The organism is Streptomyces sp. XY006, assembly GCF_002237655.1.
GTDB classification, from domain to species: Bacteria; Actinomycetota; Actinomycetes; order Streptomycetales; family Streptomycetaceae; genus Streptomyces; species Streptomyces levis.
The window spans coordinates 1-24,025 of the sequence record NZ_NOKT01000025.1 but is presented as its reverse complement, the minus strand read 5'-3'; the positions used below and the strand labels follow the sequence as shown (position 1 = coordinate 24,025).

20 protein-coding genes and 1 pseudogene are annotated in these 24,025 nt (G+C 72.3%); 9 read left to right on the top strand and 12 right to left on the bottom strand.

Going from position 1 to position 24,025, the window contains the following annotated elements; all coding sequences use genetic code 11:
* The first annotated feature begins 80 nt into the window (after positions 1 to 80).
* Positions 81 to 1,319: a PD40 domain-containing protein gene (locus CHR28_RS26660; protein WP_094056242.1), complete on the top strand. Its 1,239-nt coding sequence runs from the start codon at positions 81 to 83 to the stop codon at positions 1,317 to 1,319.
* 301 nt (positions 1,320 to 1,620) lie between these two features.
* Positions 1,621 to 3,225 (top strand): citramalate synthase, encoded by a 1,605-nt coding sequence (gene cimA, locus CHR28_RS26650; protein WP_094056240.1) that lies wholly within the window; start codon positions 1,621 to 1,623, stop codon positions 3,223 to 3,225.
* Positions 3,226 to 3,274: 49 nt separating this feature from the next.
* Here the strand turns inward: cimA and CHR28_RS26645 are convergent, their stop codons facing one another.
* Positions 3,275 to 3,934, bottom strand: a complete 660-nt coding sequence (locus CHR28_RS26645; RefSeq protein ID WP_094056239.1) for an SLATT domain-containing protein — start codon at positions 3,932 to 3,934, stop codon at positions 3,275 to 3,277.
* Between the two features lie 183 nt (positions 3,935 to 4,117).
* Between CHR28_RS26645 and CHR28_RS26640 the strand changes: the two genes are divergently transcribed.
* Positions 4,118 to 5,467, top strand: coding sequence for a hypothetical protein (locus CHR28_RS26640; protein WP_094056238.1), 1,350 nt, complete (start codon positions 4,118 to 4,120; stop codon positions 5,465 to 5,467).
* 36 nt (positions 5,468 to 5,503) lie between these two features.
* Here the strand turns inward: CHR28_RS26640 and CHR28_RS26635 are convergent, their stop codons facing one another.
* Positions 5,504 to 6,442, bottom strand: coding sequence for a DMT family transporter (locus CHR28_RS26635; RefSeq protein WP_094056237.1), 939 nt, complete (start codon positions 6,440 to 6,442; stop codon positions 5,504 to 5,506).
* 72 nt (positions 6,443 to 6,514) lie between these two features.
* Between CHR28_RS26635 and CHR28_RS26630 the strand changes: the two genes are divergently transcribed.
* Complete coding sequence (locus CHR28_RS26630; protein WP_094056236.1) at positions 6,515 to 7,099, top strand: TetR/AcrR family transcriptional regulator; 585 nt, start codon at positions 6,515 to 6,517, stop codon at positions 7,097 to 7,099.
* 39 nt (positions 7,100 to 7,138) lie between these two features.
* Positions 7,139 to 7,720, top strand: coding sequence for a YdeI/OmpD-associated family protein (locus CHR28_RS26625; protein ID WP_094056235.1), 582 nt, complete (start codon positions 7,139 to 7,141; stop codon positions 7,718 to 7,720).
* A gap of 474 nt (positions 7,721 to 8,194) precedes the next feature.
* On the opposite strand, the gene CHR28_RS26620 is transcribed toward CHR28_RS26625, so the two are convergent.
* Together CHR28_RS26620 and CHR28_RS26615 are read right to left on the bottom strand one after the other, a co-directional pair.
* Complete coding sequence (locus CHR28_RS26620) at positions 8,195 to 8,980, bottom strand: S1 family peptidase (protein WP_094056234.1); 786 nt, start codon at positions 8,978 to 8,980, stop codon at positions 8,195 to 8,197.
* Between the two features lie 218 nt (positions 8,981 to 9,198).
* Positions 9,199 to 9,804, bottom strand: coding sequence for a YceI family protein (locus CHR28_RS26615; protein WP_094056233.1), 606 nt, complete (start codon positions 9,802 to 9,804; stop codon positions 9,199 to 9,201).
* A gap of 355 nt (positions 9,805 to 10,159) precedes the next feature.
* Between CHR28_RS26615 and CHR28_RS26610 the strand changes: the two genes are divergently transcribed.
* The 4 genes from CHR28_RS26610 to CHR28_RS26595 all read left to right on the top strand — a co-directional run bounded on the left by CHR28_RS26610 (position 10,160) and on the right by CHR28_RS26595 (position 15,519).
* Positions 10,160 to 10,975 carry an SDR family NAD(P)-dependent oxidoreductase gene (locus tag CHR28_RS26610; RefSeq protein ID WP_094056232.1) on the top strand — a complete coding sequence of 272 codons (816 nt, stop codon included), beginning with the start codon at positions 10,160 to 10,162 and terminating at the stop codon, positions 10,973 to 10,975.
* 205 nt (positions 10,976 to 11,180) lie between these two features.
* A complete protein-coding gene (locus CHR28_RS26605; protein WP_256984422.1) occupies positions 11,181 to 13,529 on the top strand; it encodes a polysaccharide lyase 8 family protein in 2,349 nt (782 codons plus the stop codon).
* A 154-nt stretch (positions 13,530 to 13,683) separates the two neighbouring features.
* A complete protein-coding gene (locus CHR28_RS26600) occupies positions 13,684 to 15,267 on the top strand; it encodes an acyl-CoA carboxylase subunit beta (RefSeq protein WP_094056230.1) in 1,584 nt (527 codons plus the stop codon).
* Between the two features lie 57 nt (positions 15,268 to 15,324).
* Complete coding sequence (locus tag CHR28_RS26595) at positions 15,325 to 15,519, top strand: acyl-CoA carboxylase epsilon subunit (RefSeq protein ID WP_094056229.1); 195 nt, start codon at positions 15,325 to 15,327, stop codon at positions 15,517 to 15,519.
* A gap of 148 nt (positions 15,520 to 15,667) precedes the next feature.
* Here the strand turns inward: CHR28_RS26595 and CHR28_RS26590 are convergent, their stop codons facing one another.
* From CHR28_RS26590 to CHR28_RS26555, 8 genes and pseudogenes are all read right to left on the bottom strand, one after another.
* Positions 15,668 to 16,249 carry a GTP-binding protein gene (locus CHR28_RS26590; protein ID WP_014675207.1) on the bottom strand — a complete coding sequence of 194 codons (582 nt, stop codon included), beginning with the start codon at positions 16,247 to 16,249 and terminating at the stop codon, positions 15,668 to 15,670.
* On the bottom strand, positions 16,230 to 16,805 hold the full coding sequence (locus tag CHR28_RS26585; RefSeq protein ID WP_094056228.1) for a DUF742 domain-containing protein: 576 nt from the start codon (positions 16,803 to 16,805) through the stop codon (positions 16,230 to 16,232). Before CHR28_RS26585 ends, CHR28_RS26590 begins: the two co-directional genes overlap by 20 nt.
* Positions 16,806 to 16,898: 93 nt before the next feature.
* On the bottom strand, positions 16,899 to 17,312 hold the full coding sequence (locus tag CHR28_RS26580) for a roadblock/LC7 domain-containing protein (RefSeq protein WP_004983065.1): 414 nt from the start codon (positions 17,310 to 17,312) through the stop codon (positions 16,899 to 16,901).
* A 10-nt stretch (positions 17,313 to 17,322) separates the two neighbouring features.
* Positions 17,323 to 20,628, bottom strand: a complete 3,306-nt coding sequence (locus CHR28_RS26575) for a sensor histidine kinase (RefSeq protein WP_179272568.1) — start codon at positions 20,626 to 20,628, stop codon at positions 17,323 to 17,325.
* A 377-nt stretch (positions 20,629 to 21,005) separates the two neighbouring features.
* Complete coding sequence (locus CHR28_RS26570; protein WP_020271455.1) at positions 21,006 to 21,581, bottom strand: GTP-binding protein; 576 nt, start codon at positions 21,579 to 21,581, stop codon at positions 21,006 to 21,008.
* A complete protein-coding gene (locus CHR28_RS26565; protein ID WP_031121441.1) occupies positions 21,562 to 21,957 on the bottom strand; it encodes a DUF742 domain-containing protein in 396 nt (131 codons plus the stop codon). Before CHR28_RS26565 ends, CHR28_RS26570 begins: the two co-directional genes overlap by 20 nt.
* Before the next feature lie 112 nt (positions 21,958 to 22,069).
* Positions 22,070 to 22,483, bottom strand: a complete 414-nt coding sequence (locus CHR28_RS26560; protein ID WP_005479910.1) for a roadblock/LC7 domain-containing protein — start codon at positions 22,481 to 22,483, stop codon at positions 22,070 to 22,072.
* 9 nt (positions 22,484 to 22,492) lie between these two features.
* A pseudogene (locus CHR28_RS26555) lies at positions 22,493 to 24,025 on the bottom strand (nitrate- and nitrite sensing domain-containing protein); the annotation flags it as partial.

Here is a 24,025-nt window from a genome sequence, read left to right as displayed (position 1 = left end):
GAGTGTGCTGTTGGCTCTGGGGAGCCCTCGGCGCGGGGCCGGGGGAGCAGCGTCCACGGGGAACACAGGGGGAACAGCACATGACCAGCACCAGGAGGGCCACGTCCGTCGCGCTCGGCGTGGCCCTGGCCGTCACGCTCGGCGCCGCCGCACTGCCCGCGACCGCCGCACCCGCGCCGCCGCGGACCGAGAAGGCGAGCCTCGCCCCGGACGGCACCGAGGGCAACGGCCCCTCCGGCGGCCCCGGTCTGAGCGCCGACGGCCGTCATCTGGCCTTCGTCTCCAGCGCCGGCAACCTCGTCGCCGGCGACACCGACGGCACCGCCGACGCCTTCGTCCGCGACCTGCGGACCGGCACGACCAGGATGGCCGGCCGCGCGGTCGAGGGCTCCGTCGACGACGTCGCGCTCAGCGGCGACGGCCGGCACCTGGCCTTCAGCGCCACCGATCCCGCCGACGGCCGCAGTCACGTCTGGGTCGAGGACCTGCAGGCCGGCGCCCTGCAGCGCATCGAGGACACCGTCGCCCCCGGCTACGACACCGGCCGGCAGCCGGCCCTCAGCGCCGACGGCCGCTACGTCGCGTTCGTCGCCCAGCAGTCCGGACTCCCGGAGGGCGAGGACCGCTGGGGCCGCGTCTACCGCGTCGACCGCACCAGCGGCGAGGCCGTCCGCGTCAGCCAGGTCCCCGCCGCGGGGGACCGCAAGACCGCCGCCACGAACCCGTCCATCAGCGCCGACGGCCGGCGCGTCGCCTACCGGTTCCTCGTGCCGCACCCCGCCTCGGGCGACTGGAGCGACGCCTGGGTCCGGGACGTGCCGAGCGGCGAGCTGATCCAGGCCGACCGGGCCCCGGACGGCCGGACCTCCGACGGGCAGACCGAGTTCCCGCGGATCAGCGCCGACGGACGGTACGCCGTCTTCGGCTCCCTCGACACGCAGCTCACGCCCGGGGACACCAACCAGGGCCACAACGTCTTCGTCCGCGAGCTGCGGACCGGCGAGCTGCGCCGGATCGACGCCGGCCCGGCCGCCTTCACCGCCTTCGGGCAGCTCAGCGCCCACAACCGGTACCTGGCCTTCGTCTCGGCCGACCCGGGCGACACCGGCCACACCCACCGCGCCTACGTCCGCGACCTGCGCACCGGGCGCACGACCCTCGTCAGCGCGGACGCCCGGGGCGGTCCCAACGACCAGAGCGTGTCCCCGCCCGTCCTCGACCGGCACGGACGCACGGTCGCCTTCGCCAGTGCCTCACCCGACCTCGTGCCCGGCGACACGTACGACACCTCGCACGTCTACGTCCGTCACCTGAAGTGACCGACCGCATCCTGAGACAACCGTGAGCGGGGCGCGGGGGTTGTGCCAGACTGCCCCCGTGCTCTCGTTCGCCATGATTATTGGCAGCAGGCGCGCCGGTCCGCAGTGACCGTCACGTACGACCAGGTACGGGCGGACACCGTCGTCCTCGACCCGCGCGCAGACCTCTCGCACCCGCGAGAGGTTTTTCGCATTTCTGGCCCACCCGCAGCCGGAGGCGAGAGCGCGAGGGAGTATGTGAGGGCGGTGGAGCCGGTCATTCCGGTACGACCGAGATCCCATCCTCAGGAGCCTTGACACCATGACCGCTACCAGCGAGCTCGACGATTCGTTCCACGTCTTCGACACCACCCTGCGCGACGGCGCGCAGCGGGAGGGCATCAACCTCACCGTCGCGGACAAGCTCGCCATCGCACGGCACCTGGACGACTTCGGCGTGGGCTTCATCGAGGGCGGCTGGCCCGGCGCGAACCCCCGGGACACCGAGTTCTTCGCCCGCGCCCGGGAGGAGATCCGCTTCCGTCACGCTCAGCTGGTCGCGTTCGGCTCCACCCGCCGCGCCGGCGCAAGGGCCGCGGAGGACCCTCAGGTCAGGGCCCTGCTGGAGTCCGGCGCCCCGGTGATCACCCTGGTCGCCAAGTCGCACGACCGCCATGTCGAACTCGCCCTGCGCACGACCCTCGACGAGAACCTGGAGATGGTCCGCGACACGGTCTCCTTCCTGAAGGAGCAGGGCCGCCGGGTCTTCGTGGACTGCGAGCACTTCTTCGACGGCTACCGCGCCAACCCGGAGTACGCGAAGTCGGTCGTCCGCACGGCCTCCGAGGCCGGCGCGGACGTCGTGGTCCTGTGCGACACCAACGGCGGCATGCTCCCGGCGCAGATCCAGGCGGTCGTCGCCACGGTCCTGGCCGACACCGGCGCCCGGCTCGGCATCCACGCCCAGGACGACACGGGCTGCGCGGTGGCCAACACCCTCGCGGCGGTCGACGCGGGCGCCACGCACGTGCAGTGCACGGCCAACGGCTACGGCGAGCGCGTCGGCAACGCCAACCTCTTCCCGGTCGTGGCGGCCCTGGAACTGAAGTACGGCAAGCGGGTCCTGCCCGAGGGGCACCTGTGCGAGATGACCCGCATCTCGCACGCCATCGCCGAGGTCGTCAACCTCACGCCCTCCACGCACCAGCCGTACGTGGGCCTGTCCGCCTTCGCCCACAAGGCGGGACTGCACGCCTCGGCCATCAAGGTCGACCCGGACCTGTACCAGCACATCGACCCCGAGCAGGTCGGCAACACCATGCGGATGCTGGTCTCCGACATGGCCGGGCGCGCCTCCATCGAGCTCAAGGGCAAGGAACTCGGCATCGACCTCGGCGACGACCGCGAGCTGGTCGGCCGGGTCGTCGAGCGGGTCAAGGAGCGCGAACTCAGGGGCTACACCTACGAGGCCGCCGACGCGAGCTTCGAGATCCTGCTGCGCACCGAGGTGCAGGGCAAGCCGCCGCGCTACTTCGAGGTCGAGTCCTGGCGGGCCATCGTCGAGGACCGGCCCGACGGGTCCCACGCGAACGAGGCGACCGTCAAGCTGTGGGCCAAGGGCGAGCGCATCGTCGCCACGGCCGAGGGCAACGGCCCGGTCAACGCACTGGACCGGGCCCTGCGCGTCGGGCTGGAGAAGATCTACCCGCAGCTCGCCAAGCTGGAGCTGGTGGACTACAAGGTCCGCATCCTCGAAGGCAAGCACGGCACCAACTCGACGACCCGGGTGCTGATCTCCACCTCCGACGGCTCGGGCGAGTGGTCGACGGTGGGCGTCGCCGACAACGTCATCGCCGCGAGCTGGCAGGCCCTGGAGGACGCGTACACGTACGGCCTGCTGCGCGCGGGAGTCGAGCCGGCGCAGTAGCCGCGGGCGGGCCGCGGGTCCCGGCTGCCCGGGCCGGGACCCGCGGACCTCACATCGCCGTGTCGCGGGAGCGGGGGCCGGGGAGGTCGCCGTTCCTGTCCCGGCCCGGGGTGCGGTCGAGGCGGAAGAGGCCCGCCGCGTGCGGACGCCGGCCTTCGGCGTGGGACGTGGAGCGGGTGAGTTCCTCGACGCCGTCGGCCAGGTAGCCGACCCACGCCGTGCCCTCGTCCTCGATGATCCGCTGCGCGTCCGTGCGCAGCCGCTCGATCACCGCGAGCAGCGCGGCCTGCTCCTTGTCGCTGGGGGAGTCGGTGGTGCGCAGGTACGCCTGCGCCCAGTCGGACTGCGCCCTCTTCAGAAGCTGCTGCAGCGCCAGCTGGGTGCGGATGTAGCGGGTCCAGGACGCGGAGAAGCCGAAGATCCGGTCGAACAGGACGCAGCCCGCCCCGCCGGCCAGGAACACGAAGCCCCACTCGGGCTGCACGGCCGTGGGCGCGGCGGCGTGCACCAGCGGCGTGATCGTGCCGGCGACGCCGAGCAGCGCGGCCAGCGCCCGCAGCGACCGCGACCACATCGCCGGGCCCTGGCGCCGGGCCAGGTACCAGTCGATCGCCGACGTCACCTCGGCCTCGGCGTGCCGGAACAGCTCCCACAACAGGTCGGCCCGCGTCCGCGACCGGTCCAGCTCGGCGAGTGCGGACACCGTCATGTCCGCGGCTCTGCGTCTTCCGAACATGCCCCTCTTCCCGCCCCTTCTGCTGCGACCGCTCGGCCGGACCGGCCGGACCGGCCCACGGCGGTGGGCCAGGAGGCATCGTAGGCGCAGCCGCCTCCCGAAATCCCTGCCCTCACGGATATCCGTTTCTGTACCGGTTCAGGTAGCTTCGAACATATGAGGGCCGCACTGGTGCGCACTGTCGTACGCCTGCTGATCGTGCCGGTCGCCGCCGTACTGGCGGTACTGCTGGCCGGTGCGCCCGGTGCGCACGCGGCCACCGACCTGACGGAGGTCGCCCGGGAACTGCGCGAGAACCCCGTGTACGTCGATCCGGCCGCCGCCGGCCAGCTGGCGGAGTCGGACGCGCAGGCGCTCGCCGACAAGATCCGGGACGCGGACAAGCCCGTCTTCGTGGCCGTCCTCCCCGCCGGGTACCCCACCCAGGACCTCTTCCGGAACCTGCGCACCGAGACCGGCGTGACCGGCCTGTACGGCATCCGCCTCGGTGACCGGTTCGACGCCCGCGCGGACAGCTCCGTGATGAGCCGCCAGTCGGTGTCCAACCTGGTCACGGCCGTGCGCGGCGCGGGCGACGCCAAGGCCCAGCTGAACGACTTCGTCGACGACGCCCTGCGCAACGTGGGCGGCACCGCCCCGAGCAGCTGGAGCGACGGCTCGCGCGGCGACGTGCCGGTCGGCGGGCTGATCACGGTCGGTGCCCTGGTCGCGGCCGGCGGTGCGGGCGCCTACGCCGTGGTGCGGCGCAACCGGCGCCGCCACGAGGAGGAGCAGCGGGCCGCGCTGGAGAAGCTGCGGGTGGTCGTCGACGAGGACATCACCGCGTTCGGCGAGGAGCTCGACCGCCTCGACTTCCACCCCGGGGAACCCGGCGCCGACGACGCCATGCGCGGCGACTACGAACGCGCGCTGGACGCCTACGAGCAGGCCAAGTCCCTGATGGCCGCGGCGGTGCGGCCGGAGGACGTGAAGGCCGTCACCGAGGCCGTGGAGGACGGCCGGTTCTCCCTGGCGCGACTCGCCGCGCGCCGTGCGGGCGAGCCGCTGCCGGAGCGCCGCCCGCCCTGCTTCTTCGACCCGCGGCACGGCCCGTCGGTCACCGACGCGAGCTGGACGCCGCCGGGTGGCGCCGCGCGTGAGGTGCCGGTCTGCGCGGCCGACCGGACGCGGCTCGCCGAGGGCCGCGACCCGGTGATCCGCGAGGTCGACACCGCTGACGGCCGCCGCCCCTACTGGGAGGCCGGCCCGGCCTACGGCCCCTGGGCCGGTGGCTACTTCGGCGGCGGGCTGCTGCCCGGCCTGCTGGTGGGCACCATGCTCGGCAGCATGATGGCCGCCCCGGCCTACGGGGCCGACTACGGCTCCGGCTACGGCGACTTCGGCGGCTACGAGGGCGGCGACGTCTCGGGTGCCGACTTCAGCTCCGGCGACTTCGGCGGTGACTTCGGAGGAGGCTTCGGGGGCGGCGACTTCGGCGGGGGAGGGGACTTCGGCGGCGGCTTCTGACACCGCGTCGATCCCGGGGCCGGAAGGCGCGGCGGGCTAGGCGCGGCCGGGGGAGCGGGCCGGCCGGTGCTCCGACGGTTCGCCCCCGCTCGCGGTCACGGCCTGGTCCCCGCGTCCGCCGCCGCGGTGCACCACGACGACGGCCGTGAGGCAGACGGCCAGCCCGAGTGTGGTCTGGACGCCGAACGGCTCCCCGAACATCAGCGCCCCCCAGACGGCCGTCACCGGCGCCATGAGGAACATCAGGGTGTTGACCTTGGTGACCCCGGAGCGCTTGAGGATGAGCCAGTACAGCCCGTACCCGCCGAATGTGGACAGTCCCACCAGCCAGGCCACCGCGATCCAGAACCCGGGCTCGGCGGGCGGCGTGGCGGCCCCGGCGCCCAGCGCGAGCACGCTGAAGAGGACGGCGCTGGTGGCGCAGTGGACGGTCAGCGACACCGAGGGCGCGACCCGCGAGCGGGACCGGCTCTCCAGGAACGTCGCCGCGACCAGGGACAGCATGCCGAGCAGCGGGATGGCGTACGCCCACCAGGCCACGCCGGTGCCGGAGGCCGCGTCGGCCAGGGTGACCACGGCGACACCGCTCAGCCCCAGGGCGAGGCCCGCCCACTGCCGGCCCGAGACGTACTGCCCGAGCAGTGGCCCCGCCAGGGCTCCGGCGACCAGCGGCTGCACCCCGTCGATCAGGGCGGTGGTGCCGCTGGAGACGCCGAGCTGGATCGCGTAGTAGACGCTGAGCAGGTAGCCGCTCTGCGACAGCACGCCGATCACGGCCTGCCGGGTGACGTCCCGGGCGGTGAGCCCCCGCCAGGCCGGGCGCAGCAGGACGGCGACGGCCACGAGGACGACGGCCAGCGGCAGGAAGCGCCACATCAGGATGGTCGGCGCGGACGCGCTGCCCGCGCCGAGCTTGGCGCCGATGAAGCCGGAACTCCAGCACAGGACGAAGGCGAGGGACAGGAGGATGTTCACGACATCACAACCACTATACAGATCGGTATACCCGTTCCCAGTCCACTATACAGATCGGTATACTCGACTGCCATGGGTACCCCTGCCGAGACCCCGCACCGGATCGTGATGACCCCCGCCGCCCGCCGCGCCCTCGACGCCGCCGCCCGGCTGTTCTACGAGCGCGGCATCCATGCCGTCGGGGTCGACCTCATCGCCGCCGAGGCCGGGGTGACGAAGAAGACCCTCTACGACCGGTTCGGCTCCAAGGAGCAGATCGTCGTGGAGTACCTGGCCGACCGGGACGAGCGCTGGCGTGAGTTCCTCGCCCGGCACCTGGACGCGGCCGGACCCGATCCCCGCGCACGGGTCCTGGCCGTCTTCGACGCCACGGGCGCCTGGGCCGCGGACCTCAGCCCCAAGGGGTGCAGCATGGTCAACGCCCACGCGGAGATCAGCGACCCGGCCCATCCGGCCCACCCGGTCATCACAGGCCAGAAGCGGTGGATGCTCGACCTGTTCACCCGGCTCGCCGAGGACATCGCCCCGGACCGGGCCGGCGCACTGGCCCGGACGCTGATGCTGCTCCACGAGGGCGCCCTGGTCGCGCACGGCCTCGGCATCTTCCCCGACGCCGCCGCCTCCGCCCGCGAACAGGCCCGCGCCCTGCTCGCGTAGCGGCCGGCACCCGTCCTACTGCCTGCCTACGGTGGTGCCATGAACGCCTCCGACGACACCGGCCCCCTCGCCTTCGCGACCGTGGCCGAGCTGGACTCCTGGCTGACCGCCCATCCGGCTCCGCACCCCGGGTTGTGGGTGGAGGTCGCGAAGAAGGGATCGGGCATCCCCTCCGTCAGCGCCGCCGACGTCAACGACGTGGCGCTGTGCCACGGCTGGATCACCGGGCAGCGCAAGGCACTCGACGCCTCGCGCTACCTCCAGCGGATCACCCCGCGGCGGCCCGGCAGCCTCTGGTCCATGGTCAACGTCCGCCGGGTCGGCGAACTGACCGCCGAGGGCCGGATGCGTCCGGGCGGGCTCGCGGAGGTGGCGGCCGCGCGGGCGGACGGACGGTGGGACGCGGCGTACGCGTCGCAGAAGGAGGCCGGGGTCCCCGACGACCTGGCGGCGGCACTGGAGCGCAACCCCCGGGCCGCGGCGGCCTTCCAGGCGCTCGGCCGCACGGACCGCTACCTGACGATGCTCGGCGTGCTCCGCGCCAGGACGGCGAGCCTCCGGCAGGCCAGAGTGGCGGCGGCCATGGCAGACTTGGAGTCCCGGGCCGAGCCGCCCCCCTGAGCCCCCTCCGCAACGTCGCCGACACCCCGCCGCAGCTCCGCCACCGGCGCCGGTCCGGCCACGCCGTCGGCGCCGGCGGTCCGGCCACGCCGTCGCCCGCCGCGGTGGTCCGGCTACGCCGCCACGCGCGGTGGTCCGGCTATGCCGCCACGCGCAGTCGTCCGGCTACGCCGCCGCGCGCGGTGGTCCGGCTACGCCGCCACGTGCAGTCGTCCGGCCGCGCCGCCGCCCGCCACGGTCCGGCTACGCCGCCCGCCACGGTCCGGCTACGCCGTCGCCCACCGCGGTCCGGCCATGCCGTCGCCCGACCCCTTCCGGCCACGCCGTATCCCGACCGATCCGTCGCTCGGCCCCGCACCACCTCCGCGCCGGGACGCCGCGCCCCAGCCCTCTTCGCACACCGGACTCCCCGGCGCCTCCCACACACACCGACGGCCCGGCGCCGCCCCGGCGCCGGGCCTCGTGAACTGCTGGTCAGAGCGTGGACGCCGCCGAGGCGATGGCGGAGGCGAAGGTCGAGACCTCCGTGTAGACGCCGGGCGCCTCGGGCCGGGCGCAGCCCTCGCCCCAGCTGACGATGCCGACCTGGATCCAGGAGCCGGCGTTGTCCTTGCGGAACATCGGGCCGCCGGAGTCGCCCTGACAGGTGTCGACGCCGCCCGCGTCGAAGCCGGCGCAGATCTCCTCGTTCGCGACGAGGCCGCTGTACAGACCGCCGTAGGCCTTGCAGGCGGCGTCGCTGACGAACGGCACGGTCGCCTTCAGCAGGTAGCGCTGCTGGGCGCCGCCCTCGCGGTTCGCGCCCCAGCCGGCGACGGTGAAGTCACCGGTGTTGTACTGCGTGGTGGTGGCGATCTTCAGGGTCGGCAGGTTGATGGGCTGGGCGAGCTTGATGAGCGCCCAGTCCTTGCCCGTGCCGTTGTAGCCGGGGGCGCGCAGCACCTTGGTGGAGCGGACCTGGACGCGGCCGCTGGTGGACTGCAGGTCGACGACGCCCGCCGTGGCGGTGATGCTCGTGTTGTTGCCGGAGCTGCCCACGCAGTGCGCGGCCGTGAGCACGATCTGCTGGGTGTAGAGCGCGCCGCCGCAGCCCATCGAGAGCCGGACCATGAACGGGAACTCGCCCTGCGCGGCCCGGGTTCCGCCCACGACGGGCGAGGGGGCGGCCTGCGCGGCGGAGACGGGCTGGAGGCTGGCGATCGCGAGGGCGGCGGCCCCGAGGGCCGCGCATCTCTTGAGAGCCATGAGGAGTCTCTTCAACGTGATGCCTTCCGTGGGGGGTTGACCGGGGAGACGTGCAACCGAAGCATCATTTGACGAGTACATGACAGCGCCACAGCAAAAAAGAACGTCCATGTGCTGGCATGGACTGGTCAAAATTCTGCTGCTGGATTATGGGAACGCCGACGGTTCTCGCACAAGGGGCGAGATCCGGCCAGGCCGGCCCGGCGGGGGTTCGCCGGGCCGGTGCCGCCGGTTCACGCGTTGCGGATCGCCGAGATGTCGAAGCTGAGCTTGATCTTGTCGGAGACCAGCACGCCACCGGTCTCCAGCGCGGCGTTCCAGGTCAGGCCCCACTCGGAGCGCAGGATCTGCGCCTTGCCCTCGAAGCCGACGCGCTCGTTGCCGAAGGGGTCCTTCGCGGCGCCGTTGAACTCCAGGTCGATCGTCAGGGGGCGGGTGGTGCCGAGGATCGTCAGATCGCCGGTGATCCGGTAGTCGTCACCGCCGAGCGCCTCAGCCTTGGTGGAGCGGAACGTCATGGTCGGGAACTCGTCCGCCTTGAAGAAGTCCGCGCTCTTGAGGTGCCTGTCGCGGTCGGCGTTGCCCGTCTCGATGCTGTCCATCACGACGTCCAGCGAGGCCGTGGAGCGCGAGGGGTCCGCGCCGTCGAGGTGGAGCGTGCCGGTGAAGTCCTGGAAGCTGCCCTTGACGTTCGTGACCATGGCGTGGCGGGCGACGAACCCGATCGTCGAGTGCGCGGGGTCGATCGTGTAGTCGCCGGTCAGGGCGGCGAGCTCCGGGGTCACGGCGGTGCCCGTGAAGGTCGCGGTCTCGGTGTCGGTGCGGCTGAAGATGCTCATGGGGTGCCTCCTGGGCCTGATGTTGAATGTTGAACTACTCAACGGGATCCACCGTAGGCCTATTCCGTTCAATCTTCAACATCTTCGGCGGGTGTGTCGGCATCGGGTTTCCGCGGCCCGCTGCCCGGGGTGTCCGTACCGCCGCCTGGCGGCACCGGCCGTCCCCGGACGGGTGGTTCCGCGCCGATCGGGTGCACGACGCCGCGACCCGCGGTTCACCTGGGCGGTGGGGCCCGCCGGCCGTTGAGCGGGACCACCGGGGCGAGGGGGTGCGGTGGCGGTGCACCGCGGGAGGAGGTTCCGTAGCAAAGGACGGTAGGGAGACAGACGAGGCACAGCGCAGGGGAGACGACTCGTGACACTCACCGGCTCCGGCCCGGCCCACGACCCACCGGCCCACACCCCACGCCGTGCCGGCGCCCCCGTGCCCGCCCGCACGCGCGTCTACGGGCCGGAACGGCGTCTCGACCGGCGCGTGGCCCTGGTCACCGGCGCCTCCTCGGGCATCGGGGCGGCCACGGCCCGGCGCTTCGCCATGGACGGCTGGCAGCTCCTGCTCAACGGACGCGACCGGTACCGCCTGGAGCGGACCGCCGCCGGCACGTCGGCCGTCGTGCTGCCCGCCGACCTCGCCGCCCCGGACGGTCCGCGCCTGCTGGCCCGGTCCGCGCTGCACACGACCGGCCGGGTCGACGTCCTGGTCGCCGGGGCGGGGATCCGCTGGACGGGCCCCTTCGCCGCCATGCCGCACACCGACATCGACCGCGTGCTGACCCTGGACCTCAACGCCACGCTCCACCTCGTGCGCGAGGTCCTGCCGACGATGATCGCGGCCGGTCGGGGCCGGGTGGTGCTGCTCGGCGCGCGCGCGGGCGCCGGGGAGGAAGCGGTGTACCGCGCCGCCCAGGCCGGCCTCGCCGCCTTCGCCGGGGCGCTCCGCGAGGAACTGCGCGGCACGGGCGTCGGCGTGACCTTCGTCGTCCCCGGACCCGTCGACACGGCGTCCCGCACCCACCGGGCCGGCCTCCTCACCCCCGGCGAGGTCGCCGCCACGATCTTCGACGCGGTCCGCCGCCACCGGGACGAGGCGCACGTGGCGCCGCCGGCCGAGTCCCGCGCCCGCGCGCTGGGCCCGGGTCTCTACCGCCGCCTGCGGGACCGCTTCGGCTGAGGGTCCCGCGCCCGTGGCGCACGGACGCGGCGGTCCACTGATCGACGAGCTGGGAGGCGTTCCGGTCACCCTGCGGTACGAGCCCGAGCACCCCACCGGACCGGAGCCGTCTCCTCGTTCCGCCATCCCGGGCACTGCGGCCGGATCCTCCGTTCAGGTGAGCGGCCTCCCGTGGTAGGGCAGGGGCATGACTGCACAGCGGCGTGTGTCCCTCCGTCGTACCGGCACGGCCGCCGGCCCGAGCCGGCGCCGTGCCCTGCTGCTGGCCGCCGTGGCACTCGCGGCGACCGGGGGCGCCACGCCCACGGCCCGGGTCGCGGAAGCTCCCGGCGACCCGTACGACACCCTGCGCGGGCGCTGGCTCGGCATCGCCCTCGGCACGGGCTACGACCCGCAGGCGGAGCCGTACGCCTCCCGGCTCGCGTCCACCGGCGCCCTCGCCCGGGAACTGCTCGCCCAGCTGGCCCCTGCGGTTGACTCCCTCTGGCCCGGGCACCCCTTCGACCCGCCAGCCGGCATCACCCGCAGCTACAACCGCCTGTGGACCATGACCCAGGCCTACGTCCAGCAGGGCACCGGCTCGACCGGCGACCCGGACCTCCTCGCCGGCATCCTGCGCGGCCTCGACCACCTCTCCGTCACCGTCTACCACCCCGGCACCACCCGCTACGGCAACTGGTGGGAGTGGCAGATCGGCAGCCCCCGCCTGCTCATGGACATCACGGCCGCCCTCCACGACCGGCTGGGCGACGCCCGGATCGCGGCCGCCTGCGCCGCCGTCGACCACTTCGTCCCCGATTCCGCCCTCGGCGACTACTCCGGCACCTCCACCGGCGCCAACCGTGTCGACCTGTGCCGCTCCGTCGCCCTGCGCGGCATCCTCGGCCGCGCCCCGGACCGGATCGCCCTCGCCCGCGACGCGCTCTCCCCGGTCTTCCCGTACGTCACGACGGGCGACGGCCTCCACGCCGACGGGTCCTTCGTGCAGCACACATGGGTCGCCTACTCGGGCACCTACGGGCAGGTCATGCTCGACGGCCTGGCCAGACTCTTCGCCCTGCTCGCCGGCTCCGACTGGGAGGTCACCGACCCGAACCGGCAGACCGTCCTCGACAGCGTCGAACGGGCCTACGCACCGCTCATCCACGACGGACTCGTCATGGACAGCGTCAACGGCCGTGCCATCAGCCGCGGCCACCTCACCGGCGACGACCGACGCATCCTGCGCAGCGACCACTTCCACGGCCACCAGCTCATCGCGGCCATCGCCCTCCTCGCGGACGCCGCGAGCCCGGCGGAACGGGACTGCTGGCACGCACGCATCAAGGGCTGGATCGAACGCGACACGGTGACACCACTCCTGACGGCGCCCCAGTTCGGCGTCGCCACCCTCGCCCGGCTGCACGCCATCGCCGCCGCGCCCGTACCCGCCGCCCCCGAACCGACCGGCCACCACCTCTTCGCCGCCATGGACCGCGCCGTCCACCGCCGCCCCGGCTTCACCGTGAACATCGCCATGGCCAGCGACCGCATCGCCCACTACGAGTGCGGCAACGGCGAGAACCCGCGCGGCTGGCACACCGGCGCGGGCATGGTCAGCTGGTGGTCCGGCGCGAGCGACCAGTACACGGACTGGTACTGGCCGACCGTCGACTGGTACCGGCTGCCCGGCACCACCGTCTCCACCCGGCGGCTGGCCGACCGGGAGGGCGGCGAGTGGGGCACGGCCCGCCCGGACGCCCGCTGGGTCGGCGGCACCACCGACGGCACCTACGCGGCGCTCGGCCAGCACCTCAAGGGCCTCGGCTCCACCCTCGAGGCCCGCAAGTCCTGGTTCTGCGCCGCGGACGCGGTGATCTGCCTGGGCGCCGGCATCACCTGCACCGACGGGGTCCCGGTCGAGACGGTCGTCGACAACCGCAACCTCGGTGCCCACGGCACCCAGCGCTTCGTCCGTGGCCCGGGCTGGGCCCACCTGGAGGACCACGGAGGCTGGGTGCTGCTCGACGGCGGCGAGCCGCGGACGCTGCGCGAGGACCGCACCGGCGCCTGGTCCGACATCAACACCGGCTCCACCACCGAGCGCCGCACCCGCCGCTGGCAGACCCTCTGGCTCGACCACGGCACCGACCCGGCCGATGCCCGCTACGCCTACGTCCTGATGCCCGGCGCCTCCCCGCACGCGGTCGCGCGCCGCGCCGCCGACCGCCGGTGGCTGACGGTCCTCGCCAACGACCCCGGCCGGCAGGCGGTCGACGTGCCCTCCCTCGGTCTGACGGCCGCGAACTTCTGGCAAGCGGGCACAGTAGGCCCCCTCACCGCCTCCGCCGGCGCGAGCGTGCTGACCGTCCGCCGGGGCCGTACCGCTACCCTCTGCGTGAGCGAACCGCCCCGCACGGGTGAACCGCTGGAGATCACCTGGGACCGCCCCGTGCGCGGGGTCGTCCACACGGACGAGACCGTCGACATCCTCGCCACGGGCCGCCGGCTGCGGCTGCGCGTCACCCCCGGGACGGCCTGCGCAAGCCATCGATGTGACGTGATCCTCGACTGAGCCGCTTGTGTGACCCCTACAAGGCGAACGCCCCCTGAGCAGTCGAAAGGGCTGCACCCCGGCATGGTTCTGTTCAGTGCTACCAGGAAAACACGCCGGAGACTGTGAGGAGTCGACGGCCCGCTTTTCTTGGTTGGCTTCGTAAGGTCACTACATGACCGTTTTGGATGAGGCGCCGGGTGAGCCGACCGACGCGCGTGGACGCGTGGCCGAACTGCACGAGATCCGTGCGCAGGCGGTGGCCGGACCGAGCGAGAAGGCGACCGAGGCGCAGCACGCCAAGGGCAAGCTGACCGCGCGCGAGCGCATCGAACTTCTCCTCGACCCGGACTCCTTCCGCGAGGTCGAGCAGCTGCGCCGGCACCGGGCCACGGGCTTCGGCCTGGAGACCAAGAAGCCGTACACCGACGGTGTGATCACCGGCTGGGGCACGGTGGAAGGCCGCACGGTCTTCGTCTACGCCCACGACTTCCGCATCTTCGGCGGCGCGCTGGGCGAGGCCCACGCCACGAAGATCCACAAGATCATGGACATGGCCATCGCGGCCGGTGCCCCGCTGGTCTCCCTCAACGACGGCGCCGGCGCCCGCATCCAGGAAGGCGTCTCGGCCCTGGCGGGCTACGGCGGCATCTTCCAGCGCAACACCAAGGCCTCGGGCGTGATCCCGCAGATCTCGGTCATGCTCGGCCCGTGCGCGGGCGGCGCCGCCTACAGCCCGGCCCTGACGGACTTCGTGTTCATGGTCCGCGAGACCTCGCAGATGTTCATCACCGGCCCGGACGTGGTCAAGGCCGTCACCGGCGAGGAGATCACCCAGAACGGCCTGGGCGGCGCCGACGTCCACGCCGAGACCTCCGGCGTGTGCCACTTCGCCTACGACGACGAAGAGACCTGCATCGCCGAGGTCCGCTACCTGCTCTCGCTGCTCCCGCAGAACAACCGCGAGAACCCGCCCCGCGCCGAGGCCTCCGACCCGGTCGACCGCCGCTCGGACGTCCTGCTGGACCTGGTCCCGGCGGACGGCAACCGGCCCTACGACATGACCAAGGTCATCGAGGAGATCGTCGACGACGGCGACTACCTGGAGGTCCACGAGCGCTGGGCCCGCAACATCATCTGCGCCCTGGGCCGGATGGACGGCCAGGTCGTCGGCATCATCGCCAACCAGCCGCAGGTCCTGGCGGGCGTCCTGGACATCGAGGCCTCCGAGAAGGCGGCCCGCTTCGTCCAGATGTGCGACGCCTTCAACATCCCGATCATCACCCTTCTGGACGTCCCCGGCTTCCTCCCGGGCGTCGACCAGGAGCACGGTGGCATCATCCGCCACGGCGCGAAGCTGCTGTACGCCTACTGCAACGCGACCGTGCCGAGGATCTCGCTGATCCTGCGCAAGGCCTACGGAGGTGCGTACATCGTCATGGACAGCCAGTCCATCGGTGCCGACCTCACGTACGCCTGGCCGACCAACGAGATCGCGGTCATGGGCGCGGAAGGCGCCGCCAACGTCATCTTCCGCCGCCAGATCGCCGACGCCGAGGACCCCGAGGCCATGCGCTCGCGCATGGTCAAGGAGTACAAGTCCGAGCTCATGCACCCCTACTACGCGGCCGAGCGCGGCCTGGTCGACGACGTCATCGACCCCGCCGAGACCCGCGAGGTCCTCGTCAAGTCCCTCGCCATGCTCCAGACCAAGCACGCGGACCTGCCGTCCCGCAAGCACGGCAACCCGCCGCAGTAACCCGGCGGACCCGCCGCGGCAACCCCGCGGACCTCTCTCTCACGGAGACTGACACCCATGGACACGCCTGACATCCGCGTCGAGAAGGGCCACGCCGAGCCCGAGGAAGTGGCCGCCATCACGGCCCTCCTCCTGGCCCGCGCCGCCGCCCGCCCCACGGACCCGACCCCGACCCACCGAGGCCGCGTCAAGGCAGGCTGGCGCCGCCTGGAACGCGAGCCCGGCTTCCGCGCCCCCCACAGCTGGCGCTGAGCACAGAACCAAAAGCAGGTCCCTCACAGAGGGGCCTGCTTTTTTGGGGGCGCGGGGAACTGCGCGGCAAGCCCCCACCGAACCGCACCCGGCAACGCGACAGCCCCCGGCAGCCCAGAGGCCGCCAGGGGCTGTCCCACAGTCCGTATCAGCGCAGACGCGCCATCAGCGCATGCTCCACCAGCGTGATCAACGCCGACTTCGCATCGGCCCGGTGCCGCGCGTCCGTCGTGATGATCGGGGTGTCCGGACCGATCTGGAGCGCCTCGCGCACCTCGTCCGGGGTGTAGGGCTGCTGGCCGTCGAAGCCGTTGAGGGCGATGACGAACGGCAGGCCGCTGTTCTCGAAGTAGTCGACGGCGGGGAAGCAGTCGGCGAGCCTCCTCGTGTCGACCAGCACGATCGCGCCGATGGCGCCGCGCACCAGGTCGTCCCACATGAACCAGAAGCGGTCCTGACCGGGCGTACCGAACAGGTACAGGATCAGGTCCTGGTCCAGCGTGATACGGCCGAAGTCCATGGCCACCGTGGTGGTGGTCTTGTCCCCGGTGTGGGTCAGGTCGTCGATCCCCGCCGAAGCGGACGTCATGACGGCCTCTGTGCGCAGCGGATTGATCTCCGAGACGGCGCCGACGAACGTGGTCTTGCCCACGCCGAAGCCGCCAGCCACCACGATCTTCGCGGACGTGGTGGAGCGGGAAGGCCCTCCGCTAGAGCTTGCGAAGTCCACTGAGCACCCTTTCGAGCAGTGTCACGTCTGGCTGGCCGCCGGCGTTCTCGTCGCCGCCGGGCTGATGGATGGCGACCAGTCCCGCCTCCGCCAAGTCGGCGACGAGGATCCTGGCCACGCCGAGAGGGATCGTGAGGAGCGCCGAGATCTCGGCGACCGACTTGATCTCCCGGCAGAGGTTGCAGATCCGCTGATGCTCGGGCAGCTGGCCCTGCATCTGGTGCGGCTGCGCGGTGGTGTGCACCAGCGCCTCGATGGCGAGCTGGTAACGCGGGCGGGTCCGGCCACCGGTCATGGCGTACGGACGCACCAACGGATTGTTCGACGCCCCGGCGGGCGCCGGCTCGGGGGTGCGGCGCTGCGGCTGCACGGGCTGGATGCGCGGGGCCGGAGGCTGGTCGTACGGCGACGGGCCGGGGCCCTGTGGCGCGTACGGCTGCCGGTGGCTCGGTGCGGAGGGAAAGTTGTAACGGTTCGGGTTCTGACCACCGTCGCCCTGACCCTGGGCAGGGCCGTACGACCAGTTGCCCGACGAACCGCCTGGGGGTGTTGCCACTTTCTCCTCCTCCGACTGTGCCTGGCACCATCGCTGTGGAGCCGCGTCCCGAAACCTTACGGCCACGGGACGCCAAAACGCACCGTCCGTCGATTAGTTGAGCAGGCTCCCCTGGAGCTCCGCACGAAGGTCCGGGGTCAGGACCGTACCGGCTCGGTCCACCAGCAGGGCCATCTCGTACCCGATGAGGCCGATGTCCGCCTCGGGGTGTGCGAGAACCGCGAGGGACGATCCGTCGGAGATGGACATGATGAAGAGGAATCCCCGCTCCATCTCCACAACCGTCTGATTGACGCTGCCGCCCTCGAAGATCCGGGACGCGCCTGCCGTCAGAGACGTCAGACCGGAGGCGACGGCCGCGAGCTGGTCGGCGCGGTCGCGGGGGAAGCCTTCGGACATCGCCAGAAGGAGTCCGTCGGCGGAGACCACCACCGTGTGGGACACCCCCGGGGTGTTGTCCACGAAGTTGGTGATCAACCAGTTCAGGTTCTGTGCCGCCTGGCTCATCGGGCTCACACTAACGCTCCTGGTTGTAGGTGCTGTCAGGACCGAAGCCCTGGCCGTTCGTTTCACTGCCTGCGCTGCGTCCGCGTTGGACGCCCCGGCGCAGGTTGCTCAGCCTGCCCCGGACGTCCTCCGGGGCGCGGGAGACCTGTGGGCCTCCCTGGGGAGTGCTCTCGGCGGACCCCTCGATCAGGTTGGCCTTGGGGACCCGCCTCGGCAGGCCGGAGGAGGTGACCCCGCCCGCCTTGGGCTTCCGGAGCTGCGAGGCCTGCTGCCACCGCTCGTCGTTGGCCGAGCGCCAGTCGCCGTCGCCGTTGCTCTCCTGCGTGGAGGCCGGCGGCTCCTGGCTCACGTGCCGTGCGCCGCCCGTGCCGTTCGCACCGCCGGCGGTGGCTCCGCGGCGGGGAAGGCCGGCGTCGGTCAGCGCGTGGGCGGCGGAGGGGGCCGGTCCCGGACGGTCGAAGCCTACGCGGTCCTGCTCACTCGCGTCAGCGGCCTGCGCGGATTCCGTTTCCCGGGCCTCAGCAGGGTACTGGTTCGGGTAGCCGTTCTGGTAGCCGTCCTGCTGCGGCCAGTCGTCCTGGTAGCGCCGCTGCTCGAACGCCGGGAAGCTGTCGGGCACTCCCGCGCCCTGCCCCGCGGACTCCTCCTGGGCCGGCTCCGCATAGGCGGGGTCCGGGTAGCCGCCGTTCGGCGAGAAGGTGTCGTTCTGCGGCAGGCCGCCGTTCGGCGCGTAGTACTGCTCGTCGTACGCCGGCCGCTGCTGTTCCTCGTACGCCGTCTGCCGCTGCTCCTCGTACGCCGCCTGCTGCTCCTCGTAGGCCTGCCGGCCGTCGTAGGAGGAGGGCTGCTCCGGGTAGCCGGTCTGGCCGGTGTCGTAGTTCTGGCCGTAACCCTGCTGCCCGTTGAACTCGTCCTGGTAGGCGGGCGTCTCGGCCTGCTCCTGGGCGTTCCGCTCGGGCAGCGCGGGCTGCTCGCCGTGCGACTGGGCCTCCAGGGCCGCCCTGCGCTCCTCGCGCATCAGGGAGCGGCCGACGGGGTCCAGCTCGCGTATGTCGTCGGGGACGTCGGAGTAGCGGCTGTCGTCGAAGCCGAGCTCCGCGGCCGTGCGCATCGGCTGGCCGAAGTTCTCGCCGCCGCCGAAGTTCTGCTCCGGGATGATCTGCGAGACGGTGAACTCGTCGCGGTCCACGTGCTGCTCGCCGCCACCGCCGTGCGTGATGGCGTCGGGCAGCATGACCAGCGAGGTGGTGCCGGCCTGCTCGCCCGAGGGGCGCAGCTGGACGCGGATGCCGTGCCGGTCGGACAGCCGGCCGACCACGAACAGGCCCATGCGCTGCGAGATCGCGGCGTCCACGGTCGGCGGGTTGGCCAGCTTGTGGTTGATGTCCGCGAAGTCCTCGGCGGTCAGGCCGATGCCCTTGTCGTGGATCTCGATCATCACGCGGCCGTCGGGCAGACGGGTCGCGGTGACGCGGACCTTGGTCTGCGGCGAGGAGAACGTGGTGGCGTTCTCCAGCAGCTCGGCGAGCAGGTGCACGAGGTCGGTCACGGCCCGGCCGTGGATCTCGGCCTCCGGCACGCCCGACAGCTCGATGCGCTCGTACTGCTCCACCTCGGAGGAGGCGGCGCGCAGCACGTCGATGAGCGGCACCGGCTGGTCCCAGCGGCGGCCGGGCTCCTCACCGGCGAGGACGAGGAGGTTCTCGCCGTTGCGGCGCATACGGGTCGCGAGGTGGTCCAGCCGGAAGAGGTTCTCCAGCTGGTCCGGGTCGGCCTCGTTGTTCTCCAGGTCGGTGATCAGGGTCAGCTGGCCCTCGATCAGCGACTGGTTGCGGCGCGACAGGTTGGTGAAGATCGCGTTGATGTTGCCCCGCAGCAGGGCCTGCTCGGCGGCGAGCCGCACCGCCTCGCGGTGGACCTGGTCGAAGGCGCGGGCGACTTCGCCGATCTCGTCCGTGGTGGTGATCGGGATGGCCTGGACACGGGTGTCGACGCGGCCCGGGTCGGTGCGCGAGAGCTGGTCGACCAGCATCGGCAGGCGCTGCTCGGCGATGCCGAAGGCGGCGTTGCGCAGCTGGCGCATCGAGCGGCTCATCTGGCGGGCGACCGCGCCGGCCAGGATGAAGGCCAGGAGCAGGGCGACCACGACCGCGGCACCGGTGATGTAGGCGTCGCGCTGGGCGCCGTCGGCGATGTCCGAGGCCTCGCTCACGGCCTTGTCGGCCATGTCGGTCTCGATCTTCTCGTACGCGTTGAACTTGAGCGTGTTGACCGCCCACCAGTTCTCGGCGGTGACGCCCTTCTCGGCGAGGGCGGCGCGGGCGCTCGGGTCCGTGCTCTGCAGCGTCGCGACGGCGGAGACCATCGTCGTCGGGTTGGCCGGCGGGGCCACGTAGTCCGGGTTCTTGGCCTTGGCCTCGCGGGCCATCGCGGCGCCGTCGGTCTTGAGCTTGGCCTCGGCCTCCTCCAGCTTGGCCGCGTCCTGCTCGGTGCCACCGCCGATGTACTCCTGCATGGCGATGCGCTCGAGGTAGGCGTACGACGACAGGGCGATGCGCTGGCTGGCCAGGTTGCCGTCGTCGGGGCCCGGCTTGACCAGGATGTGCATGCCGATCGAGCGCTGCAGCGACAGGGCCGCCTTGGTGAGCTCGATGGCGTACACGGTCCGGCCGTAGCTGGTGATGTTGCCGGTGCCGAGGCCGAGCTCGTTGGCGAACTCGGTCAGCGGGTGGGCCACCTCGACGTAGCCCTCTTCGGTCTGGACGCCCTTGAGCTTGGAGGTGTAGGCGACCTGGCGCAGCGTCTGCAGCTTCGGCTCGGCCTCGCGGAACAGCTTCAGCCGGCGCTCCAGGCCGGGCTTGGCCGGCATGTTCTGGGCGGCGGCGTCGAAGGCGTCGGCGGCCTGGTCGGTGGCCTTGCGGACCTGGGTGACCGTCGCCTTGTCCTGGGCGGTCTGGGCGCTGCCCTTCAGCAGGGGCGCCGCCGAGGCGTCACGCTCGTTGTAGAGGGCGTTGGCGTACAGCAGCGAGGCGCGGACCAGACGCGCGGTGTTCTCGGCGTCCTCGGCCTCCTGCCAGGTGTCGATCGAGCTCTTGACCTGGAAGCCGCCCATGACGAGGCCGACCAGCACGGGTATGAGCAGGATCGCGTTCAGCCTGGTCGCCACGCGCCAGTTGCGCGGGGAGAGACGTCCGCCGCTGCGCTCGGACGTGGCCGTCGGCTCCGGACCGGGCACGGGGGCGGGCGCCGCTGTGCGCGGCGGCGGGGTGAAGTTGCCCCGGGCCGACGGCTCGGGACTGTTCTTGCTTCGCCTCACTCGACCAACAACCTCTCGGCGGTCGGCACCAACCATGTGCCGCAGTGTCTCAGAGCCCAATCACGTCCTCGACGGACGAGTACGTCATTGACTATTGGGCAGTTCAGGCATTCCAGCACGACGACCTGCGCTCTTCCAAACAGTCGAGGGCAGGGATTCAGGGGGGTGTAAGCCCCAGATAAAACGGTCATAAAGAGCGAGCCCCGCCAAAAGGCGGGGCGATTGTGCGCACAGCGAGACCGGATGTGCGCGACGCGTGGCCGTACCACCCCAGTTCTCTGCCGAAACGTTATGAACACCTTGGCCGACCGTGTCAAAGGACACAGTCGGCACCGGTGTATCTACGACAACTGCCGTACAACGCCTCAGAATTGGTGCTACCTCAGCCGGGCCATCAGCGCGTGCTCCACCAGCGTGATCAGGGCACTCTTCGCATCGGCCCGATGCCGGGCGTCGGTGGTGATGATCGGAGTGTCCGGACCGATCTGGAGCGCCTCGCGCACCTCGTCCGGGGTGTAGGGCTGCTGGCCGTCGAAGCCGTTGAGGGCGATGACGAACGGCAGGCCGCTGTTCTCGAAGTAGTCGACCGCCGGGAAGCAGTCCGCCAGGCGCCGGGTGTCCACGAGCACCACCGCGCCGATGGCGCCGCGCACCAGGTCGTCCCACATGAACCAGAAGCGGTCCTGACCTGGCGTACCGAACAGGTACAGGATCAGGTCCTGGTCCAGGGTGATACGGCCGAAGTCCATGGCCACCGTGGTGGTGGTCTTGTCCCCGGTGTGGGTCAGGTCGTCGATCCCCGCGCTGGCCGAGGTCATGACGGCCTCGGTGCGCAGCGGGTTGATCTCCGAGACGGCGCCGACAAACGTGGTCTTGCCCACGCCGAAGCCGCCCGCCACCACGATCTTCGCGGAGGTGGTGGAACGACCCGCGTCAGAGCTTGCGAAGTCCACTGAGCACCCTTTCGAGCAGTGTCACGTCCGGCGCACCGGTGGCCTCGTCGCCGCCCGGCTGGTGGATCGCGACGAGACCGGCCTCGGCGAGGTCCGCGACCAGGATGCGCGCCACACCCAGCGGCATGTTGAGCAGGGCGGAGACCTCTGCCACCGACTTGACCTCACGGCACAGGTGGCAGATCCGCTGGTGCTCCGGGAGCAGACCCATGAGCGCGGCGGGGTCCGCGGTCGTACTGATCAGTGCCTCGATGGCGAGCTGATAGCGCGGCCGGGTCCGGCCGCCGGTCATGGCGTACGGCCGTACCAGCGGCTGGTCGCCCTCGTCCTCGTACGGCTCCGCGTACGGATCATGAGAGGCGGTGGGCGGGGTCATGGGTCCTCCGGGCGGGACAGCAAGTCGGTCAGATCAAGCCGTCTGACGAGGCCTGTGTGGGGTGTGTGGCGGCCGGACGGTGATGTGGTGAGACGGGTGGTGCCGGGGCCGATCAGTGGAGCAGACTGCCTTGGAGCTCGGCTCGCAGGTCGGGGGTCAGCACCGCGCCCGCGCGGTCGACCAGGAGCGCCATCTCGTAGCCCACGAGGCCGATGTCGCACTCCGGGTGTGCGAGCACGGCGAGGGACGAGCCGTCGGAGACGGACATGAGGAAGAGGAATCCCCGCTCCATCTCCACGACCGTCTGTGCCACGTCGCCGCCCTCGAAGATGCGCGAGGCGCCCGCCGTCAGGGACGTCAGCCCCGAGGCGACGGCCGCGAGCTGGTCCGCGCGGTCGCGCGGGAAGCCCTCCGACATCGCCAGGAGGAGGCCGTCGGCGGACACGACGACGGTGTGGGACACCCCGGGGGTGTTGTCCACGAAGTTGGTGATCAACCAGTTGAGATTCTGTGCCGCCTGGCTCATCGGACTCAACTAACGCTCCTGCTGGTGAGTGGGCCGTGGGAAGCTGCCGGTCTGGGTGGAACCGGCCTGACGACCCTGTGCGATACCTCGACGGAGATTGGTCAGCCGGCCGCGCACGTCATCGGGGGCGCGCGAGACCTGCGGACCGCTCTGGTGCGGTTGCTGCTGAGCCGTGCCCGGGACGAGGTTCGCCCGGGGCACCCGGCGAGGCAGGCCGGAGGTGGTGACCCCGCCTGCGGCGGGCTGACGGACGCGCTCGGCCTGGCGGACGAGGTCGTCGTTGGGCGAGGTGCGCCAGCCGGCGGGGGCGGACCGCTGCGGCCCGGCCGGGCTCTGCGGCTGCTGCGGAGCGGCCGGAGCCGACCCGTTGCCCTGCGGCTGCTGCTGTTCCTGCTGCCCGTGGAACCAGTTGGTCTCGAGCGTGTCGTACAGCGGCGTACGCCCGTCGCCCGGGCCGGTCGCCGGCGGCAGCGCCTCGGGCTCCTGCCGCGCGGGCCGCTGCTGCGGGGCCGGCGGACGCGGGGCACCGAAGTCGGAGCCGCCCCGGCCGCCGTTGACCTGCGGACGCTCGTACTGGCCCGTGCCCGCCGGGTCGGCCGGGGTGGCCGGACCGGGCAGCGGCGGACGGCCGGAGCCGTTGTTCTGCCGCTGCGCGGGATACTGGCCGGTCGTGTCCTGGCGGGGCGCCGGGTACTGCCCGGTCGAGCCGTTGTCGTAGGACTGCGGAGCCTGCGGCGCCGGGTACTGACCCGTCGAGCCGTTGTCGTACGACTGCGGGGCCTGCTGCGGTGCCGGGAACTGGCCCGTCGCGGCGGACGCGTCACGGCGGCCGCCGGCGGAGCCGAAGACGTCCGGCCGGACGAACTGGCCCGAGCTCTGGTCGTACTGGTTCTGGTTCTGGTGCTGCGGGTTGCCGAAGTCGGCCGGACCCTGGCGGTCCTCACCGCGCGGCACGGCCGGCATCTCCGCCGTCGAGCCGGGGCCCTGGCGGTCGTCGACGCGCGGCAGGGCCGACGTGCGGGAGACGTCCGGCTCCTCGTGACCGCGGGGGGTGTCCAGGGAAGCGCGCGGCACCTGCGGCTGGGCGTTCTCGTCGCTCCAGCTCGGCACGCGCGGCTGCGGGTCGCCGCCGGGCAGTTCGGCCCGCGGGCCACCGCCGCGCGGCGGCAGCTGCGGCCGACGGCCCTTGCCCTGCTCTGCGTTGCCGCCCTGCTGCGGCCGGCCCCGGCCGCCACCGAAGGCGTCCTGCCCTGCGCCGGAGCCCGCGGCCTGCAGCCCCTGCGGGGCAGGCGCCTGGCCGAACGCGGAACCGGCGGGAGCGGGACGGCCCTGCGCGGGCGGACCCTGCTCGAACATCGAGTTGCCCGGACCCTGCGGTCCGCGCGCTCCGCCCTGACCTGCCGGACGGCCACCGTCGCCGTCGCGCCCGGGCAGCGCGGCCCGGGGGCCCTGGCCGGCACCGAGCCGGCCGCCGCCCGGGGCACCGCCGCCGAAGGCACCGCCGGCAGCGAGGGCGCCGCCGTTCTGGCCGGCACCGGCGGC